Below are 20,092 nucleotides of genomic sequence, written 5' to 3'. Positions count from 1 at the left end.
AAGGCCCTGACCGGCGCAAGCTGGGGCGGGAGGCGGGATATAACCACCCGCATCGTTTGAACTCACCGGCGCCATCACGGGCTGTTTGAGACAAGGAGTCGTCACGGCGCCCGTTTTAGGCGACAATCCGCGCTTTCGCGTCGGTGCGGGTACCGTTTCGACTGTTAATTCCTGGCAGGTGGCGGCCTCGCGGCTTAGCCACTACAATGCCGCAGAATTTGCCGGTGAAAATCTCGGCAACACAGACACACCCCTTGGGAGGTATAGGCAACATGAGCACCATCGAAGAACGCGTCAAGAAAATCGTCGTCGAGCAGCTGGGCGTGAAGGAAGATGAAGTTACGGCGAACGCTTCGTTCGTGGACGATCTGGGCGCGGATTCGCTGGACACGGTCGAGCTGGTGATGGCTCTCGAAGAGGAATTCGAAACCGAAATTCCGGATGAAGAAGCCGAAAAGATCACTACCGTGCAGCAGGCCGTGGACTACATCAAGGCCCACACCAAGCAATGATCCGTGGTGCCGCGGCGGCGCCTCCAGCGTCCCATGCACTGCTTAGCGACACCGGAAGCTGCGCCATCTAGGCGCAGTTTTCGTTTCTGCAAGGTGTAACGTCCGACCACGTATGGTGTACGGGATCGGCGCGCATCGCAATTTGCGGCAGGTGACGCCTGGCAGGCCGATCCTCCGAACCAGTAAGGAATTTTGATCCATGAGCAAGAGACGAGTGGTAGTGACCGGCATGGGAATCATCTCGCCGGTTGGCAACGACGTCGCCACCGCCTGGGACAACATCCTCAAGGGCGTCAGTGGCATCGGTCCCGTGACGCATTTCGACGCCACCGCGTATGCCACGCGCATCGCCGGTCAGGTCCGTGACTTTGATCCGGCGCAATGGATTGCCCCGAAAGAAATCAAGAAGATGGATCCGTTCATCCACTACGGTGTTGCCGCCGGCACTCAGGCCTTGCGCGATTCCGGCCTGGAAGTGACCGAACAGAACGCCCCGCGCATCGGCGTGGCCGTGGCCGCCGGCATCGGTGGCCTGCACACCATCGAGCACACCTCGATCGAGCTGCACGACAAGGGACCGCGCCGCGTATCGCCGTTCTTCGTGCCCAGTTCGATCATCAACATGGTCTCGGGCCACCTGTCGATCATGTACGGCCTGAAAGGTCCGAACATTGCCTGCGTCACCGCCTGCACCACGGGCGCGCACAACATCGGCCTGGCTGCGCGCATGATCCAGTACGGCGATGCCGACGTGATGGTGGCCGGTGGCGCCGAGTTCGCCACCACCGGTACCGCGATGGCGGGTTTCTGCTCGGCCAAGGCCATGTCCACCCGCAACGATGAACCGGCCAAGGCCAGCCGTCCGTGGGACAAGGATCGCGATGGCTTCGTGTTGTCCGACGGTGCCGGTGTCGTGGTGCTGGAGGAATACGAGCACGCCAAGGCGCGTGGCGCGAAGATCTATGCTGAGCTGGTGGGTTTTGGCATGAGCGGCGATGCGTACCACATCACCGCACCCAGCGAGGGTGGCGAAGGTGCGGCGCGCTGCATGGAAAGTGCGTTGAAGGATGGCGGCATCGATCCGTCGCAGGTGCAGTACATCAATGCGCACGGCACCTCCACGCCGCTGGGTGACCTCGGCGAAGTGATGGCTGCCAAGCGTGTGTTTGGCGATCACGCCTACAAACTGGCGATGAGTTCGACCAAGTCTGTCACCGGCCACCTGCTTGGCGCCGCCGGCGGTGTGGAAGCGATCTTCAGCATCCTTGCGCTGCGTGATCAGGTGCTGCCGCCTACGGTCAACCTGGATGAGCCGGGCGAAGGCTGCGATCTCGACTTCGTGCCGCACACAGCGCGCGAGGCGAAGGTCGACATCGCCATTTCCAACTCGTTCGGCTTCGGTGGCACCAACGGTACGCTTGTTTTCCGTCGCATCTAAGTGGCCGCGATCCATCGTACCTTTGCCGGCCGGCGCGATCTGCTCGCGCCGGCCGCTGCATTTCCGGAACGCTATCCTGCTTTGCTGGAAAGCGTGACACGGGGCAGCGCACATGCACGCTACGACATCCTGTTTGCCTTTCCGCAGGCCACGCTGACGCTGGCTGCGGATGGTCATGTACGTGATGCCGAAGGTCAGGTGCATCCCGGACGCTTTCTTGATGCGCTTGATGCGGCCTGGCGCGCCGAGCGCTTGCCGTACGGCATCGATGATGGATTGCCGTTCCACGGCGGTTGGGTGCTGCTGCTTGCTTACGAGCTGGCTGCGCAGATCGAGCCGACGCTGCGCTTGCGCTACTCGGACTATCTTCCGGTAGCTCAGGCGATACGTTGCCCGGCGGCCATCATTGTGGATCACTTGCGTGAGCGCACCATCCTCGTTGCTGAGGCGGGGCAGGAGGCACTGCTGGATGCGATGACGGCAGATCTCGATGTCGCCCCGGTCATTCCGCCGCTTGCGACGCCCGATGCCATTGAAGAAGACCCGCCGTTGCTGTTCCTGGATGGTGTTGAGCGGATCCATGAACACCTGCATGCAGGCGATCTGTTCCAGGCAAACTTGTCGCGTGCATGGCATGCACGCTTCGCCGAAGCCCCTCATGCAGTAAGTCTTTACGCCGCCCTGCGGCGCGCCAATCCTGCACCGTTTGCCGGTTTGTTGCAGCAAAAGGACTGGGCTGTCGTCAGTTCCTCGCCCGAGCGCCTGGTTGAAGTGCGTCGTGGTATCGCGCAAACCCGGCCGATTGCCGGTACGCGGCCGCGTGTTGCAGGGGATGATGATCTAGCCCGCATTCGTGAGCTGACGGCGCACCCGAAAGAACGCGCCGAGCATGTCATGCTGATTGATCTGGAGCGTAACGATCTAGGTCGCGTTTGCCGGCCCGGTACGGTCGAAGTGAATGAGCTGATGGTGGTGGAGAGTTACGCCCACGTGCATCACATCGTTTCGAATGTGCGTGGCCGTTTGCGCGATGGCGTGACGCCGGGACAGGTGATCGCCGCGACGTTTCCGGGCGGCACCATCACCGGTTGCCCCAAAGTACGCTGCATGGAAATCATTGCAGCGCTGGAAGACGCGCCGCGCGGTGCGTACACGGGCGCGCTGGGTTATCTCGACCGCAATGGCGATCTGGACTTGAACATCCTGATCCGCACGCTGACCTTGCATGGGCGTGACGTAAGCCTGCGCGCCGGCGCGGGTATCGTGGCCGACTCCATTGCCTCCAGGGAGCTGGATGAAACGCGTGCCAAGGCGCGCGGCATGTTGCGCGCGCTGGGTGTGGCCGGCTGATGATGCTGGTCAACGGCCAGCCGCGAGATAGCGTGTCGGCCCTGGATCGGGGGCTGAGCTACGGTGACGGCCTGTTTGAAACCATCCGCCTGATCGGTATGCATGCGCCGCTCTGGAACAGGCATATGCAACGCCTGCTGCTTGGTTGCGAGCGTCTGCAAATGCCCGCACCGGATCCACAGCAACTTTGGCAAGAAGCGCTGCAAGTCAGCGAAGGGCTGTCGGACGCAGTGTTGCGCATCACGCTGACGCGCGGGATTGGCGAGCGTGGTTATGCCTTGCCTGCGGTCAGCGACACCACGCGCATTGTCGCGGCGTTTCCCATGCCGGCCTTGTCTGCGGCGATCTACCGCGATGGCATTCGCATGCACCGGTGTGCGACCACGCTTGCTGAGCAACCCTTGCTGGCTGGCATCAAGCATTTGAACCGGCTGGAACAGGTGCTGGCGCGCGCTGAGTGGAACGATCCGTTGATCGCTGAAGGGCTGGTATGCGATCAGCATGGTCACGCCATTTCCGCGACTGCCGCCAATCTGTTTGCGGTGGTTGACGGTGTGACCATCACGCCAGCGGTCGATCGCTGTGGCGTCGCTGGCGTGGCCCGTGCCGCGGTGCTCGACGCGCTTGGCGACTGCCAGATCGGTGATTTGCCGCTGGCCGAGTGCCTGCGGGCGTCCGAGCTCTTCCTCAGCTCCAGCGTTCGCGGCATTCTGCCAGTTCAGGCGGTGGGCGATAACGTGTACGCTCCCGGCCCGGTGACCCGCTCCATGCAACGGTATTGGCGCGGTCTCGGATTTCCGATGGAGCAGGCATGAATCGAAGCGGTGCAAACCTCGGGCGGGTGTCATGGCGCCCTCTGTTGCTGGTCCTGATGCTGGCGGTAGCCGCAACGGCGGTGTGGTTGTGGCGTGATTTCAATCATTTCGGCACCACGCCCCTGCATGTCAGTGCCAATGGCGAAAGCATTGATATCGGGCGTGGCACCAGCTTCAAGGACATCGTGCATCAGCTGCGCGCGCAGGGTTTGAGTACTTCCTCGCCGCTTTACTGGCGCATGCTTGCCGAGCGGATGCGTGTGGCCGGCCGGCTGCATGCCGGCGAATACGCCATTGTTCCCGGTATCACGCCGGAGCAACTGCTAACCAACATGGCGCAGGGCAAAGTGCTGCAGCGTGACGTCACCATCGTCGACGGCTGGACTTTCCGCGATGTGCTGCAAGCCCTGGCCAAGGCCGACAAGTTGACGCACGACACAGTGGGTCTCGATGACGCCACCATCATGAAGAAGATTGGGGCGCCTGATGAAAAGCCCGAAGGGCAATTCCTGCCGGAGACCTATGCCTACGTGAAGGGCGACAGTGATCTGGATGTGCTGCGTCGCGCCCACGACGCCATGAGCAAGACACTGACCGCACTCTGGGCGCAGCGTGATCCCGATCTGCCGCTTGGCAAGCCTTACGATGCGCTGATCCTGGCGTCCATCATCGAGAAGGAAACCGGTCGCGCTGATGAGCGCGCGCGCGTGGCAGGTGTGTTTACCCGGCGCTTGCAAAAGAACATGTTGCTGCAGACCGATCCCACCGTGATCTATGGCATGGGTTCCAGTTATGCGGGCACGATCCACAAAAGTGATCTGACCACCGACACGCCTTACAACACGTATACACGGCTGGGTCTGCCACCGACGCCGATCGCCATGCCTGGCAAGCCGGCGATCGAGGCGGCCTTGCATCCGGCGCCGGGTGATGCACTCTATTTCGTGGCTCGCGGCGACGGCACCCACATTTTTGCCGCGACTCTGGAAGAACAGAACAAGAACGTGGCCTGTTACCAACTGAAGCATTGCCAATGAATCAACGCGGACGCTTCATCACGCTGGAAGGGGGCGAGGGTGCGGGCAAGAGCACCTTGCTGGCTGGTCTGCGCGACCATTTGTTGCAGCGGGGAGTGAACCTGCTGCAAGTACGTGAGCCTGGTGGCACGGGATTGGGCGAAGCGATCCGTTCGATCGTGCTCGATCCGGCACATCCCCACATCAGCCCAGAAAGTGAGTTGCTGTTGATGTTTGCGGCGCGCGCGCAGCTGGTGCGTGAACGCATCCTGCCCGCGCTGGATGCCGGGCAATGGGTGTTGTGTGATCGCTATGTCGACGCCAGCTATGCCTATCAAGGTGCTGGCCGTGGGCAGCCTGCAGAGCGTATTGCCGAGTTGGAACGTTGGGCATGCGCGGGGCTGAAGGCCGATCTGACTTTGCTGCTCGATCTACCTGTTGCGACTGGCCGTGCGCGTGCGGCAGGCCGGGGTGAGGCCGATCGCATTGAGGCAGAGGCGGATGCATTCTTCGAGCGCGTACGCGAAGCCTATCGCTCGCGCGCCGAGGCCGAGCCGCGGCGCTTTCGCGTGATCGACGCGAGCCAATCCGCCGATAACGTGCTGCAGGCTGCGATCGCGGCGACCGCGGATCTGTTCGAGACGGCAGCATGAGCATTCCGTCCTGGCACGCCGAACATTGGCATCGCTTGCAGGCGCGCCGCCAGCGCGATGCCTTGCCGCATGCCCTGTTGTTGTGTGGTCCGCGGGGACTCGGCAAGCGTGATTTCCTGCGCCGCTTTGTGCGTGGCCTGCTGTGCCAGCATCCGGACGGTGGTGATGCTTGCGGTACCTGCCGCAGTTGCCGGTTGTTTGATGCCGGTACGCATCCGGACTATGTGTCGCTGAGCTATGGACTGCGCAAGGATGGTGTGCAGCGTTCGGAGATCGTGGTCGATCAGATTCGCGAGCTGTCCGCGCGCCTTGCCACGGCCAGTCAGTTTGGTGGCTGGCAGGTAGCCAGCATCGATCCGGCTGATGCGATGAACACCGCCGCCGCAAATGCCTTGCTCAAGACCCTGGAAGAACCGGCTTCGCAAACCATGCTGATCCTGCTGGCCGATCAGCCGTGGCGCATGCCGGCTACCATCCGCAGCCGCTGCCAGCGCATCGAATTTCAGCTGCCGGCACCGGACGAGTCATTGGCGTGGCTGCAGGATGTGGGCGTGCGTGATGCGCAGGCTGCTTTGACCGCGGCGGCCGGCAATCCAGGGCTGGCGCGGATCTGGGCGGAAGAGGGTGCCTTGGCGCAACGGCAGGAGGTCCGCAAGGATCTGGCTGCGTTAGCCGCGGGGCGCGGCGATGCCCTGGCGATGGGAAAGCGTTGGCTCGACAACGCGCCCGAACAACGGCTCTGGTTTGCCGCCCAGGCAGTGGCCGACGAAATGCGCGCGCGGGCGGCCACTGAGGCCGGTCCGCTTTCCAGCGCGCTGGATATCGAGGGCCTGGGCGCCTGGTATGACGCGGCCAATCGTACGCGTGAAGCCCTCCGCGGCCCCTTGCGTGGTGATTTGTTGCTGCTGGAGCTGCTGGGGCGCTGGCGCTGATGCCATCAATGTCCGTTTCCGCGCAGACCCGACTGCTGGTCATAGCGCCGCATCCGGACGACGAGACCCTCGGGGGTGGCCTGCTGATCCAGCAAGTGCTGGCGGCGGGTGGGGCGGTTCATGTGGCGCTGTTGACCGATGGCGACAACAATCCGTGGCCGCAGCGCTATATCGAGCGCCGCTTGCGTATCGGCCCGACGGCCCGGCGGCGCTGGGGTCTGCGGCGCCGGGAGGAAGTGATGCGAGCCATCGATCAGCTCGGCGTGCCGGAATCGGCTCTGCAGTCGTTCGGCTGGCTGGATATGGGGCTGACCGCGCACCTGCGCGATGACGCGCCTGGCGCGATCGCCGCCCTGCGGGCCGTGTTGCAGGTGTTTCAACCCAATGTGATCTGTTGTCCGGCGCTTGGCGACAGTCATCCGGATCATGGTGCAGCACACGTGTTGTGCCGGATGGCGTTGGCCGGCGTGGATCGTCCACCGGAGCTGCTGGGCTATCCCGTTCACGGCGACGACGACGACAGTGCGTATCCGATCTGGATCGATGCCACGGCGGAACAGCAGCAGCGCAAGTTGCAGGCGCTGGCCAAGCATCAGACCCAGATGGTGTTGAGCGGGGCGCGCATGCGCCGCCTGGCGCTTAGTCCGGAGCGTTATATGCGGGTCGAGCTCTCAGCGGGCGATGCCCGTCTGCCGTGGCGGCCGCCAGCTGTGTTGAAGCCATCGTTGCGTTTGCTGATGGTGACCCTGGACGGTGCCCGCGACTGGCGCTGGCCGGAGGCCCCGCTTGTTCTCGATCCTGATGGAGGCTACCGGCTGCAAGCGCAGGCTGGTCTGTCCGTCACGGGCCCTGCCTTTGTGAAACTCCACCTGGATTGGCCCTCGCCCTGGATCTTCGATCACTGGGGTTGGCACGCTTTGTGAGCCAGCGTTCCGGCTTTGATCAAAACGCCTTTGCGCATAACCGGTGGGCTGGTTACGATGTGTTTCCACCATTTGCCCATAGCGTCACCGACAGGAGCAGGCATGAACCCGGTCGCCGCCCGCCAGGGCATCATCTCCCTGAAGTTCAAGGACACGGCTTCGCTCTACAACGCGTACATGCCGTTCCTGAAGCATGGCGGCCTGTTTGCGCCTACCGCGCAACGCTATTCATTAGGCGATGAAGTTGTCTTGCTGATCAGCCTCATCGATGAGAGCGAACGTTTGTCCGTGGCTGGCAAGGTGGTGTGGATCACACCCATCGGCGCACAGGGCAACCGCACTGCCGGTATCGGCGTGCAGTTCAACGAGTCGACCGATGGTGAAGCGGCACGCAGTCGGATTGAAGCCTTGCTGGCAGGTACCCTGGGTTCGGAGCGGGCCACGCAGACCATGTAATTGACGTTTCATGGATGCCCGGCGTTGAAATGGAACGAATTTGTTCGCGCAGGACAGGGGCATGTGTCTGCATTGAAGCATCAGGCAGACTCTTCGAGACGGTCTTATTGCAAGAAATATTCCGCGCCACGCCACGTAAGGCTTGTCGGCGTACCCATACGCGCTGATACAATATCCCGATCCTCGGGCTCGCCCCGTGGATCGTCGAGCACCTGCATTCTGCACGTCAGCGTACAGGGCTGGACAGCCCGCTGAATCGAACTCCGGACCGTTTGCCCCGACGGTCACTGATGCGCCCTTGAGGTGCGGAGGTAAGTAAAACCGTGCTTGCCGAATATTGGCCCGTACTCCTGTTCATCGCGGTAGCCGCTGGAATGGGCATCGTCCTCGTCACGCTCGGCCTGCTGGTCGGTCCGCGTCGACCCGAGTCAGAGAAACTCTCCCCCTACGAATGCGGCTTCGAAGCTTTCGAGGATGCGCGCATGCAATTTGACGTGCGCTACTACCTCCTCGCCATTCTCTTCATCATTTTCGATCTGGAAATCGCCTTTCTCTTCCCGTGGGCGGTGGTGTTCCAGCACATCGGCATTGTTGCGCTCATTGAAATGGGGCTCTTCCTGCTGTTGCTGGTGATCGGTTTTGCCTACGTGTGGAAGAAGGGAGCACTGGAATGGGAGTGATCTCCGCCATTGATCGGGTGATGCATAACCCGCCGCCGTTGAACCTGGTAGACGACATTCTGCGTCCGGCCGGCGACAACCCTGTCATTCAACGCGGTGCAGTCACCACTACCGTGGATGCGCTGATGAACTGGGCACGTACCGGTTCCATGTGGCCGATGACCTTTGGTCTGGCCTGCTGCGCGGTGGAAATGATGCACGCCGGTGCTGCGCGCCTGGACCTGGATCGTTACGGCGTGGTGTTTCGCCCCAGTCCGCGTCAGTCCGACGTGATGATCGTGGCCGGCACGCTGGTCAACAAGATGGCCCCGGCGCTGCGCAAGGTTTACGACCAGATGCCTGACCCGAAGTGGGTGATCTCGATGGGCAGCTGCGCTAACGGTGGTGGTTACTACCACTATTCCTACTCCGTGGTGCGCGGTTGCGATCGAATCGTCCCGGTGGACATCTATGTGCCAGGCTGCCCGCCCACGGCCGAGGCGTTGATTCACGGCATTTTGCAGCTGCAAAAGAAGATCCGTCGTACCAGCACCATCGCGCGTTCCTGAAAGGCGTCGTCATGAGTGATACACAAACGAACTCGCTGGCCGAGCGCCTCTCTGCGCGATTTGGCGATTTGCTGAAAATTACTGTCTCGCACGGGCAGACCACGGCGGAACTCCCCGCTGCGAGTCTGCTTTCCGTTGCGACGGCGTTGCGTGATGAACCTGGCTTTCGTTTCAGCGAAGCCGTCGACCTTTGTGGCGTCGACTATCTGAGCTATGGCCAGACCGAATGGGACACCGTCGATGTGTCCGGCAACGGGTTTTCACGTGGTGTCGAAGGCGAAGCCGTTGGCCGCTTCAACTGGGCGGAACGGCCGCGTGAGGTGTCGATTCCGCGTCGCTTCGCATCGGTCTTCCATCTGCTGTCGATCGAGCTCAACCAGCGGCTGCGCGTGCGGGTATTCTGCGAAGACGACACGCTCCCGGTCGTACCTTCGCTCGTGCATATCTGGCCGGGTTTGAACTGGTTCGAGCGCGAGTCGTTCGACCTGTTCGGCATCATCTACGACGGTCATCCGGATCTGCGCCGCATCCTCACCGATTACGGCTTTGTCGGTCATCCGTTCCGCAAGGACTTCCCGCTGATCGGTAACGTCGAAGTGCGTTACGACACCGAGCAGAAGCGTGTGATCTACGAACCGGTTTCCATCGAGCCGCGCGTGCTGGTCCCGCGCGTGATCCGCGACGACGCCGACCTGATCCAGGCCAAGGCGGAAGCCGCCGACCACTGGCGGGAGAACTGAGCATGAGCGTCCAAGAAATCCGCAATTACACGATGAACTTCGGCCCGCAGCACCCTGCTGCGCACGGCGTGCTGCGCCTGGTGCTGGAGATGGACGGCGAAACTGTCGTTCGCGCCGATCCACACATCGGCCTGCTGCATCGTGGTACCGAAAAGTTGGCCGAGTCCAAGCCGTTCAACCAATCGATCGGTTATATGGATCGTCTCGACTACGTGTCGATGATGTGCAATGAGCACGCCTATGTGCGTGCCATCGAAACCCTGATGGGGATCCAGGCGCCGGAGCGTGCGCAGTACATCCGCACGATGTTCGATGAGATCACCCGCATCCTGAATCACCTGATGTGGGTGGGTTCGAATGCGCTCGACCTTGGCGCCATGGCGGTGTTCCTCTACGCCTTCCGTGAACGCGAAGAGCTGATGGATTGCTACGAAGCCGTGTCCGGCGCGCGCATGCACGCGACGTACTATCGTCCGGGCGGCGTGTATCGCGACCTGCCCGGCAAGATGCCGCAGTATCGCGAGTCGCCGTGGCACAAGGGCAGCGACCTCAAGCGCCTCAACAGCTGGCGCGAAGGTTCCATGCTCGATTACCTCGACGCGTTCACCGCCGACTTTCCGAAGAAGGTCGACGAGTACGAGGAACTGCTCACCAACAACCGTATCTGGAAACAGCGCACCGTCGGCATCGGCGTCGTGTCGCCCGAACTTGCCCAGCAGTGGGGCATGACCGGTGCGATGCTGCGCGGCTCCGGTATCGCCTGGGATCTGCGCAAGAAGCAGCCCTACGCCAAGTACGCCGAGGTGGATTTCGACATTCCGGTAGGCGTCAACGGCGATTGCTACGACCGCTACCTGGTGCGCGTCGAGGAAATGCGCCAGTCCAACCGCATCATCAAGCAGTGCGCGGATTGGCTGCGTGCCAATCCCGGTCCGGTGATGGTGGAAAACTTCAAGGTCGCGCCGCCCAAGCGCGAAGCCATGAAGGAGGACATGGAAGCGCTGATCCACCACTTCAAACTCTTCACTGAAGGCTATGGCGTGCCGGCAGGCGAAACCTACGCAGCGGTCGAGGCGCCCAAGGGCGAGTTCGGTTGCTATCTGGTTTCAGACGGCGCCAACAAGCCTTTCCGCGTACATCTGCGCGCACCGGGCTTTGCCCATTTGTCGTCGATGGATACCGTCGTGCGCGGCCACATGCTGGCCGACGCCGTGGCGGTGATCGGCACCTATGACCTCGTGTTCGGCGAAGTCGACCGCTGAGCCCGGAGGAACGAATACATGAAAGCCACCGGAAATTACGAGCAGGTCAAGCACGTCGATCCGCTCGTCGTGCTTAACGAGCACACCCGTCATCACATCGATCACTGGCTGGGCAAGTTCCCGCCGGATCGCAAGCGTTCGGCGCTGATCCAGTCGCTGTTCGCTGCGCAGGAGCAGAACAACGGTTTCCTCACCGATGAGCTGATCACGGCCGTCGCCAAGTACATCGACGTGCCGGCTGTATGGGCCTACGAGGTCTCCAGCTTCTACTCGATGCTGGAGACCAGCCCGGTCGGACGCAACAACGTTGCCGTGTGCACCAACATCTCGTGCTGGCTCAACGGCGGCGAAGATCTGCTGCGGCACTGCGAGAAGAAGCTTGGCATCAAGGCGGGCGAAAGCACGCCGGACGGCCGTGTGTATCTGAAGAAAGAAGAAGAGTGCATCGCTGCCTGCGTCTATGCGCCGGCGATGACGGTCAATGGTCATTACCACGAGCGTCTCACGACCGAAAAGGTCGACGAGATTCTCGACGGTCTGAAATAAGGGCAGGGCAATGGCAGTCGGACCCGCACCCCAGGAACACCAGGTCGTCTACACCACACTGCATTTCGACAAGCCGTGGGCGATGGACAGCTACCTGCAAATGGACGGCTACAAGGCGTGGAAGAAGATTCTCGCCGAGAAACCCGATCCCGCCTCGATCGTCGAGATCGTCAAGAACAGCAACCTGCGCGGCCGTGGCGGCGCGGGCTTCCCCACCGGCCTGAAGTGGTCCTTCATGCCCAAGGGCACCATGCAGAAGTACATCCTCTGCAATTCCGACGAGTCGGAACCCGGCACCGCGAAAGACCGCGACATCCTGCGCTACAACCCGCATGCGGTGGTCGAAGGCCTGGCGATCGCGTGCTACGCGACCGGCTCGACGGTGGCCTACAACTACCTGCGTGGTGAATTCCATCATGAGCCCTTCGAGCATTTCGAAGAAGCGCTGAAGGAAGCCTACGCTGCAGGCCTGCTCGGCAAGAACATCCAGGGCACCGGCATCGACGTGGACATCTATGGCGCGCTCGGTGCGGGCGCCTACATCTGCGGCGAAGAAACCGCGTTGATGGAATCGCTGGAAGGCAAGAAGGGCCAGCCGCGCTTCAAGCCACCGTTTCCGGCCAACTTCGGCCTGTACGGCAAGCCGACCACCATCAACAACACCGAAACCTATGCATCGGTGCCGGCCATCCTGCGTAACGGCGCGGAGTGGTTCCTCAATCTCGGCAAGCCCAATAATGGTGGCCCGAAGATTTTCTCGGTGTCCGGCCACGTCAACAATCCGGGCAACTTCGAGATCCGTCTTGGCACGTCCTTCAGGGATCTGCTGGAGATGGCGGGTGGCGTACGCAACGGCAACAAGCTCAAAGCGGTGATTCCCGGCGGCTCCTCGATGAAGGTGCTCAATGCCGAGGAAATGATGGCGGCCACCATGGACTACGACTGCCTGCAGAAGGCGGGTTCGGGCCTGGGCTCCGGCGCCGTCATCGTGATGGACGAGACCACCTGCATGGTCAAGGCCTGCTGTCGCATCGCGCAGTTCTATCATGCCGAATCCTGCGGCCAGTGCACCCCGTGCCGCGAAGGTACCGGCTGGATGCATCGTGTGCTGGAACGCATCGTGGAAGGCAAGGGCACGCAGGACGACCTGCATCGCCTGAAGGCCATCGCCGGCCAGATCGAGGGCCACACCATCTGCGCGTTCGGCGAAGCTGCCGCATGGCCGGTGCAGGGCTTCCTCGCCAAGTTCTGGGATGAATTCGAATACTACGTGCAGCATGGTCGCTCGATGACCGAAGACCGGCTCGCCGAAACCCGCCGTGGAGTTGCTGCATGAGTGCGCAGCCAGCCAATACCGCACCCGATCTTCTGAATATCGAGATCGATGGCAAGCCTACGCAGATCCGCAAGGGCGCGATGATCATCGAGGCGGCCGACGCCATCGGCATCGCGATTCCGCGCTTCTGCTACCACCGCAAGCTGCCGATCGCCGCCAACTGCCGCATGTGCCTGGTGGACGTGGAAATGGGCGGTCGTCCGATGCCCAAGCCGCAGCCAGCCTGCGCCACCCCGGTGGCCGAGGGCATGAAGGTCACCACCCGCACGGAAAAGGCGCTGAAATTCCAGCGCGACGTGATGGAATTCCTGCTGATCAACCATCCGCTCGACTGCCCGATCTGCGATCAGGGCGGCGAGTGCGAACTGCAGGACGTGGCGCTTGGTTATGGCCGCAGCGTATCGCGCTTCACCGAACGCAAGCGCACCATCGCCGATGAAAACCTCGGCTCGCTGGTTGCCACCGAAATGACCCGCTGCATCCAGTGCACGCGCTGCGTGCGCTTCACCAGCGAGATCGCCGGCACCTATGAGCTGGGCGGCATGAGTCGCGGTGAAAACCTGCAGATCGGCACGTACATCGGCAAGACGCTGGAAACCGAGCTGTCGGGGAACATCATCGATGTGTGTCCGGTCGGTGCGTTGACCAACAAGCCGTTCCAGTTCAAGGCACGCGCCTGGGAACTGATCGCCAAGCCGTCGATCGCCTATCACGATGCGCTCGGTTCCAACCTCTGGTTGCATATCCGTCGCGGTGAAGTGCTGCGCATGGTGCCGCGCGATAACGAAGCCATCAACGAGTGCTGGCTCTCGGATCGCGATCGCTATAGCCACCAGGGGCTCTATGCCGCCGATCGCGTGCACGCGCCGGAAGTGAAGCGCAACGGCCGCTGGCAGAGTACGACCTGGGAAGATGCGCTCGCCGTCGCCGGCGAGGCGTTGAAGGGCGTATCCGGCAGCGATCTCGGCGTGCTGGTGCATCCGTCCACCACGAACGAAGAAGGTGATCTGCTGGTTCGCCTCGCTCGCGGGCTCGGCAGTGCACATATCGATCATCGTCTGCGTCAGCTCGACTTTGCCGACAACGCGGTAGCGCAGCCGTTTGGCATGCCGGTCGCCGATATCGACAAGGTCAAGGCAGCCTTGCTGGTCGGTTCGGATCTGCGTCACGAAATGCCGCTTCTCAACCACCGCGTTCACCAGGCGGTGAAGAAGGGTGCGAAGGTCTACGCCGTCAATCCGGCAGAGTTCCATTTCAACTACAAGCTGGCCGGCGAAGCCATCGTCGCGCCGCATGCGCTGGTCGATGCGTTGCTGTCGCTGGCCAAGGCTGCCGTTGCAGCCGGGGCAACGGCGCCGGCGCATTTGGCTGAAGCCATCAACGGTGCGGCCAACGACCAGGGTGACAGCGATGCGATCGCTGCGCTGAAGTCGGGGCAGGCGGTGGTGATTCTTGGCGAAGCCGCAGTGACACATCCGCAGGCTTCGTGGCTGCGTGCGGTCGCTCGCTTCGTCGCCGAAGCGACGGGCGCCGCCTATAACGAGCTGCCGGCAGGCGCCAACGCGATCGGCCTGGCCAAGGTCGGTGTGGTGCCGGGCAATGGTGGCCTGGATGCGCAAGCCATGCTGGCCCAGCCGCGCAAGGCCTATGTGCTTTACGGCTTGGAATTGCCGCACGACTTCGCCGATGGATCTGCGGTGATCAATGCGCTGCATGGTACGCAGCACATCATTGCCTTCGCGTCGTTCGCCACGCCGGAACTGCGCGATGTCGCCGACGTGATCCTGCCGATCGGCCTGCTGCCGGAAATCGACGGCACGCTCGTCAACGTCGACGGACGCGCCCAACGCGTTGAAGCGGGTGCCAAGGCACCGGGTTCCGATGTGCGCGCGGGCTGGAAGGTGCTGCGTGCCCTCGGCGGCCAGATGAAGTTGCCGGGCTTCGAGTTCGATGACCTCGCCGGTTTGCGCGATGGCATGACCGAGCAGGCGGCGGCGACGAAGCAGGGGCTTTCCGTACGCAAGTCCGCACAGGGCTTGAGCCGTCTTGCAACGTGGCCGATCTATCGTAGCGACGCAGTGCTTCGTCGTGCGACCGCGCTACAGGCGCACCCGCTCAATCGCGCACCGGCCGTACGCGTCAATGCGGAAGAAGCGCAGCGTCAGGGCCTGGCAGCTGGTGGTCAGGTCAAGGTTGCGAATGTGGTCCTTCCGCTGGTGATCGATGCGACGGTGCCCGATGGTGCCGTGTGGATCGAAGCCGCACACGAGCAGACCGCGACGCTGCCGCCTTACGGCGCGGCCATCACCTTGAGCAAGGCGTAAATCATGGGCGATCAGATTATTCATCAGCTAATCATCCCCGTATTGCTGATCCTGGCGGTCGTCATTCCGCTCACCCTCACGGTGGCGCTGTACGTGTACTGGGAACGCAAGGTGCTGGGTTGGATGCACGTGCGCATGGGGCCCAACCAGGTCGGTCCGATGGGCTTGCTGCAAGCCTTCGCCGACGTGGTGAAGCTGATCTGCAAGGAAGTGATCCTGCCGACCAACGCCAACAAGGCCCTGTATTACACGGCGCCCTTGCTGGCATTGATTCCCGCGCTGGCGGCGTGGGCGGTGGTGCCTTTCGGTGCGCGCTTCGCCCTGTCCAACGCTAACGCGGGTCTGCTCTATCTGCTCGCAATGACCTCGCTGGGTGTGTACGGCATCATCCTCGCAGGCTGGGCTTCCAACTCGCGCTATGCGTTGCTGGGTGCCATGCGTTCGGCCGCGCAGGTGATCTCCTACGAACTGGCGATGGGCCTGTGCCTGGTCTGTGTGCTGGTGCTGGCGGGCAGCCTCAATCTCACTGACATCGTCATGGCGCAGGCCGGTCACAAGGGCATCCTGGACTGGTTCATGTGGCCGCTGCTGCCGGTGTTCGTGGTCTATTTCGTCTCGGGCGTGGCCGAAACCAACCGCGCGCCTTTCGACGTGGCCGAAGGCGAGTCGGAAATCGTCGCCGGCTTCCACGTCGAATATTCGGGCTCTGCGTTCGCGCTGTTCTTCCTGGCCGAATACGCCAACATGATCCTGGTCAGCTTCCTGGCTGCGATCCTGTTCATGGGCGGCTGGTTGAGCCCGTTCCCGGAGAGCGTGCCGGTACTTGGTCACGCCAGTTTCATCTGGCTATTGGCGAAGGCTTTCTTCTTCGCGTTCCTGTTCCTGTGGTTCCGCGCCACCTTCCCGCGCTATCGCTATGACCAGATCATGCGCCTGGGTTGGAAGGTATTCATTCCCATCGCCATCGTGTGGGTGTTTGTCGCCGGCTGCATGAAGTACTACGGCTGGGTTCACATCGGCACGGGGGGCTAAAGAAAGCCATGTCTCGCATTACTAACTATTTCAAGAGCCTGCTCCTCATCGAGCTGCTGAAGGGCATGGTGCTGACCTGGAAGTACCTGTTCAGCCCCAAGTACACGATGCGCTATCCGATGGAGCACATTCCCAAATCCAACCGTTTCCGTGGCCTGCACGCACTGCGTCGCTACGCCAACGGCGAGGAACGTTGCATCGCGTGCAAGCTTTGCGAAGCTGTATGCCCCGCGCTCGCCATCACGATCGACTCGGCGCCGCGCGCCAGCGACGGCCAGCGCCGCACGACGCGTTACGACATTGACCTGTTCAAGTGCATCTACTGCGGCTTCTGCGAAGAAAGCTGTCCGGTGGACTCGATCGTGGAAACGCACGTGCACGAATATCACTTCGAGCATCGCGGCGAGAACGTGGTGACCAAGCCGCAGTTGCTGGCCATCGGTGATCGCTTCGAAGCCGATATCGCCGCAGCGCGCGCGCAAGACGCGGCCTATCGCTAAGGACACCACCGATGATCGATCCGTCTGTGTTCCAACTCGTTTGTTTCTACGCTTTCGCTGCCATTACGGTGATTGCGGCGCTGTCGGTGGTTACGCTGCGCAACTCGGTGCAGGCCGTGCTCGCGCTGGTGCTCACCTTCTTCAGCACCGCCTGCATCTGGATGCTGGCCGAGGCTGAATTTCTCGCTATCGCGCTGATCGTGGTGTATGTCGGTGCGGTGATGGTGCTGTTCCTGTTCGTGGTGATGATGCTCGACATCGACCAGGAAAAGCTGCGCGAGGGCTTCATGAAATACCTGCCGGTCGGCCTGTTCGTGGCCATCGCGATGCTGGTGGAAATGCTGGGCCTGATCGGCGTACGCGCGATGCATGCGCAGACCATGGGCGAAAACCCGGCTACCGCTGCCGGCATGTCGAACACGGCGTGGCTGGGTCAGGCGCTCTACACCCAGTACTTGCTGCCCTTCGAAGTGGCCGCGCTGATCCTTACCGTAGGCGTGATCGCCGCCGTCGCACTGACCCTGCGCCACCGCGCCGGTACGCGCAAGCAGCAGGCCAGCGAACAGGTGTCGGTCAGGGCCAGCGACCGCGTGCGCGTCATCAAGATGGCGGCGGAGCGTCCTGTCGAGAGTCAGCCCGCGCCCGTTCAGGAGTCCAAGCCATGATTACGCTCTCACACTTCATCGTGCTTGGCGCGATCCTGTTCTGTATCTCGGTGGCGGGTCTGTTCATCAATCGCAAGAACGTCATCGTGCTGCTGATGGCGATCGAGCTGATGCTGCTCGCTGTCAACATCAATTTCGTGGCCTTCTCGCGCTTCAATCACGATGTGGCAGGGCAGGTCTTCGTTTTCTTCATTCTTACTGTGGCTGCTGCGGAATCCGCGATCGGCCTGGCGATCCTGGTCTTGCTGTTCCGTAATCGCAGCACGGTCAACGTCACCGAAATCGACAGCATGAAGGGCTAAGCACCATGGAACTTTCCACCTCCATTCTGTTGACTATCGCACTGGCCCCGCTGGTCGGTTGCCTGCTGGCGGGCTTCCTCGGCAAGCAAATCGGCCGCGTCGGTGCGCACAGCGTCACCATTCTCGGTCTGCTGATTTCCTGCGGCCTGTCGTTCTATGTGCTCTACCAGATCACCGCGGGCGGTGCGCCGGTTTATAACCACAACATCTACACGTGGTTCGAGATCGGCAAGTACACGGCCACCGTGGGTTTCCTGATCGACCGCCTCACTGCCATGATGATGGTGGTCGTCACCTTCGTGTCGCTGCTGGTGCATGTGTACACCATCGGCTACATGGCAGATGACGATGGTTACCAGCGCTTCTTCAGCTACATCTCGCTGTTCACCTTCTCGATGCTGATGCTCGTCATGAGCAACAACTTCCTGCAGCTGTTCTTCGGCTGGGAAGCGGTGGGCCTGGTGTCGTATCTGCTGATCGGCTTCTGGTACAAGCGCCCGACGGCAATCTTCGCCAACCTCAAGGCCTTCATTGTCAACCGCGTGGGTGACTTCGGCTTCCTGCTGGGTATTGCCGCGATCCTGTATTTCCTGGGTACGCTGGACTACGCCACGGCGTTCTCGTCCGCCCCGACCCTGGTCGGCAAGACGCTCACCCTCACCCAGAACACCCACTGGGATGCGGCCACGGTGATCTGCATCCTGCTGTTCATCGGTGCGATGGGTAAGTCGGCCCAGGTGCCGCTGCACGTGTGGCTGCCCGACTCGATGGAAGGCCCGACCCCGATTTCCGCGCTGATCCACGCCGCGACGATGGTGACCGCCGGTATCTTCATGGTGGCGCGAATGTCGCCGCTGTACGAGTTGTCGGAAACAGCGCTAAGTTTTGTGCTGGTCATCGGCGCGACGGGTGCATTGTTCACCGGTCTGATCGGCATCGTGCAGAACGACATCAAGCGCGTGGTGGCGTATTCGACGCTGTCGCAGCTGGGCTACATGACCGTGGCGCTGGGCGTTTCGGCTTACGCCGGTGCCGTGTTCCACCTGATGACGCATGCCTTCTTCAAGGCGCTGCTGTTCCTCGGTGCCGGCTCGGTGATCATCGCCATGCACCATGAGCAGGACATGCGCTACATGGGCGGTCTGCGCAAGTACATGCCGATCACCTGGATCACGATGTGGATCGGTGCCCTGGCGCTGTGTGGCGTGCCGTTCTTCTCAGGTTTTTATTCCAAGGACTCGATCATCGATGCGGTGCACGAGTCCCATCGCTGGGGTTCCGGCTACGCCTATTTCTGCGTGGTGGTCGGTGCCTTCGTGACGGCGACCTATACGTTCCGCCAGATGTACATGACCTTCCACGGCAAGGAGCGCTTCAAGGTGGTCGAGCATCATGGCCACCACGACGCGCATGGTCACGATGATCATCATGATGATCACGGCCACCATGAGCCGGGCGTGTTGAGCCATCCTCCCAAGGAGTCGCCGTGGGTGGTGACGGTGCCGCTGATCCTGCTGGCCATTCCGTCGCTGTTCGTGGGCTTCTTTACCGTGCAGCCAGTGTTGTTCGGTAACTGGTTCGGCGGCGCGGTCCATGTGAACGAGGCCAACAACGTACTCGGCGAAATGGGCAAGGAATTCGACGGGTCGCTGGCGATGGCGTTGCATGGTTTCACCCAGCTGCCGTTCCTGCTGGTGTTGGCGGCGTTCATCATCACCACCTACATCTACCTGTTCAATCCATCGGTGGCCGACAAGATCAAGAGCGCGCTGAAGCCGATCTGGGTGATCCTCGACCGCAAGTACTGGGTCGATGACATCTACTTCGCGATTTTCGCGCGCGGCGGCGTCAAGCTGGGTCGCATGTTCTGGAAGGGTGGCGATGCTGCGGTGATCGACGGCGTGCTGATCGATGGCTCGGCCAGCACGATCCAGCGCATTGCATCGGCCGTGCGTCGTGTCCAATCCGGTTATCTGTACCACTACGCGTTTGCGATGATCCTCGGCCTCATCCTGCTTCTGGGTGGGTACTGGCTGGTCGGGCAATAAGGGAAGCGAGCTCC

At 61.9% G+C, this 20,092-nt stretch carries 21 protein-coding genes; all 21 read left to right on the top strand.

The features are described 5' to 3' along the window. Window positions 1–272: 272 nt before the first annotated feature. The 21 genes from acpP to nuoL all read left to right on the top strand — a co-directional run bounded on the left by acpP (window position 273) and on the right by nuoL (window position 20,078). Entirely contained in the window at window positions 273–512 is a 240-nt protein-coding gene (acpP, locus tag ISP19_RS10715) for an acyl carrier protein (RefSeq protein WP_192556111.1), read from the top strand. Between the two features lie 199 nt (window positions 513–711). Then, the gene (gene fabF, locus ISP19_RS10710) at window positions 712–1,950 is read left to right on the top strand and encodes a beta-ketoacyl-ACP synthase II (RefSeq protein WP_204681772.1); all 1,239 of its coding nucleotides are present in this window, start codon (window positions 712–714) and stop codon (window positions 1,948–1,950) included. Then, window positions 1,951–3,300, top strand: coding sequence for an aminodeoxychorismate synthase component I (locus tag ISP19_RS10705; protein WP_204681770.1), 1,350 nt, complete (start codon window positions 1,951–1,953; stop codon window positions 3,298–3,300). Next, complete coding sequence (gene pabC, locus ISP19_RS10700) at window positions 3,300–4,115, top strand: aminodeoxychorismate lyase (RefSeq protein ID WP_204681768.1); 816 nt, start codon at window positions 3,300–3,302, stop codon at window positions 4,113–4,115. The genes ISP19_RS10705 and pabC overlap by 1 nt, the downstream gene beginning before the upstream one ends. Next, complete coding sequence (mltG, locus tag ISP19_RS10695) at window positions 4,112–5,152, top strand: endolytic transglycosylase MltG (protein ID WP_204681766.1); 1,041 nt, start codon at window positions 4,112–4,114, stop codon at window positions 5,150–5,152. Before pabC ends, mltG begins: the two co-directional genes overlap by 4 nt. Beyond that, window positions 5,149–5,784 (top strand): dTMP kinase, encoded by a 636-nt coding sequence (gene tmk / locus ISP19_RS10690; protein ID WP_204681764.1) that lies wholly within the window; start codon window positions 5,149–5,151, stop codon window positions 5,782–5,784. Before mltG ends, tmk begins: the two co-directional genes overlap by 4 nt. After that, window positions 5,781–6,716 carry a DNA polymerase III subunit delta' gene (gene holB, locus ISP19_RS10685; RefSeq protein WP_204681762.1) on the top strand — a complete coding sequence of 312 codons (936 nt, stop codon included), beginning with the start codon at window positions 5,781–5,783 and terminating at the stop codon, window positions 6,714–6,716. Before tmk ends, holB begins: the two co-directional genes overlap by 4 nt. A gap of 8 nt (window positions 6,717–6,724) precedes the next feature. Beyond that, entirely contained in the window at window positions 6,725–7,639 is a 915-nt protein-coding gene (locus tag ISP19_RS10680; protein WP_239556720.1) for a PIG-L deacetylase family protein, read from the top strand. Between the two features lie 102 nt (window positions 7,640–7,741). Next, window positions 7,742–8,095, top strand: a complete 354-nt coding sequence (locus tag ISP19_RS10675) for a PilZ domain-containing protein (RefSeq protein WP_204681758.1) — start codon at window positions 7,742–7,744, stop codon at window positions 8,093–8,095. 323 nt (window positions 8,096–8,418) lie between these two features. Beyond that, complete coding sequence (locus ISP19_RS10670; RefSeq protein WP_204681748.1) at window positions 8,419–8,775, top strand: NADH-quinone oxidoreductase subunit A; 357 nt, start codon at window positions 8,419–8,421, stop codon at window positions 8,773–8,775. Next, window positions 8,766–9,323, top strand: a complete 558-nt coding sequence (locus ISP19_RS10665; RefSeq protein ID WP_204681746.1) for a NuoB/complex I 20 kDa subunit family protein — start codon at window positions 8,766–8,768, stop codon at window positions 9,321–9,323. Before ISP19_RS10670 ends, ISP19_RS10665 begins: the two co-directional genes overlap by 10 nt. Before the next feature lie 11 nt (window positions 9,324–9,334). Continuing rightward, a complete protein-coding gene (locus ISP19_RS10660; RefSeq protein WP_204681744.1) occupies window positions 9,335–10,063 on the top strand; it encodes an NADH-quinone oxidoreductase subunit C in 729 nt (242 codons plus the stop codon). A gap of 2 nt (window positions 10,064–10,065) precedes the next feature. After that, window positions 10,066–11,325, top strand: coding sequence for an NADH-quinone oxidoreductase subunit D (locus ISP19_RS10655; RefSeq protein WP_204681742.1), 1,260 nt, complete (start codon window positions 10,066–10,068; stop codon window positions 11,323–11,325). A gap of 18 nt (window positions 11,326–11,343) precedes the next feature. Then, window positions 11,344–11,871, top strand: coding sequence for an NADH-quinone oxidoreductase subunit NuoE (gene nuoE, locus ISP19_RS10650; protein ID WP_204681740.1), 528 nt, complete (start codon window positions 11,344–11,346; stop codon window positions 11,869–11,871). A gap of 10 nt (window positions 11,872–11,881) precedes the next feature. Next, window positions 11,882–13,207, top strand: a complete 1,326-nt coding sequence (gene nuoF / locus ISP19_RS10645; RefSeq protein WP_204681738.1) for an NADH-quinone oxidoreductase subunit NuoF — start codon at window positions 11,882–11,884, stop codon at window positions 13,205–13,207. Further along, a complete protein-coding gene (gene nuoG, locus ISP19_RS10640; protein WP_204681736.1) occupies window positions 13,204–15,531 on the top strand; it encodes an NADH-quinone oxidoreductase subunit NuoG in 2,328 nt (775 codons plus the stop codon). Before nuoF ends, nuoG begins: the two co-directional genes overlap by 4 nt. A gap of 3 nt (window positions 15,532–15,534) precedes the next feature. Further along, window positions 15,535–16,563: an NADH-quinone oxidoreductase subunit NuoH gene (gene nuoH, locus ISP19_RS10635; RefSeq protein WP_204681734.1), complete on the top strand. Its 1,029-nt coding sequence runs from the start codon at window positions 15,535–15,537 to the stop codon at window positions 16,561–16,563. Between the two features lie 8 nt (window positions 16,564–16,571). After that, window positions 16,572–17,063 (top strand): NADH-quinone oxidoreductase subunit NuoI, encoded by a 492-nt coding sequence (nuoI, locus tag ISP19_RS10630; RefSeq protein ID WP_204681732.1) that lies wholly within the window; start codon window positions 16,572–16,574, stop codon window positions 17,061–17,063. A gap of 11 nt (window positions 17,064–17,074) precedes the next feature. After that, window positions 17,075–17,728, top strand: coding sequence for an NADH-quinone oxidoreductase subunit J (locus tag ISP19_RS10625; RefSeq protein ID WP_204681730.1), 654 nt, complete (start codon window positions 17,075–17,077; stop codon window positions 17,726–17,728). After that, window positions 17,725–18,030 (top strand): NADH-quinone oxidoreductase subunit NuoK, encoded by a 306-nt coding sequence (gene nuoK / locus ISP19_RS10620; protein ID WP_204681728.1) that lies wholly within the window; start codon window positions 17,725–17,727, stop codon window positions 18,028–18,030. The genes ISP19_RS10625 and nuoK overlap by 4 nt, the downstream gene beginning before the upstream one ends. A 5-nt stretch (window positions 18,031–18,035) precedes the next feature. Further along, window positions 18,036–20,078, top strand: coding sequence for an NADH-quinone oxidoreductase subunit L (gene nuoL, locus ISP19_RS10615; protein ID WP_204681726.1), 2,043 nt, complete (start codon window positions 18,036–18,038; stop codon window positions 20,076–20,078). Window positions 20,079–20,092 lie beyond the last annotated feature (14 nt).

It is taken from the genome of Dyella flava, from assembly GCF_016904955.1.
Classification (GTDB): domain Bacteria; phylum Pseudomonadota; class Gammaproteobacteria; order Xanthomonadales; family Rhodanobacteraceae; genus Dyella_B; species Dyella_B flava.
This window is presented reverse-complemented; position numbering and strand designations above follow the sequence as displayed.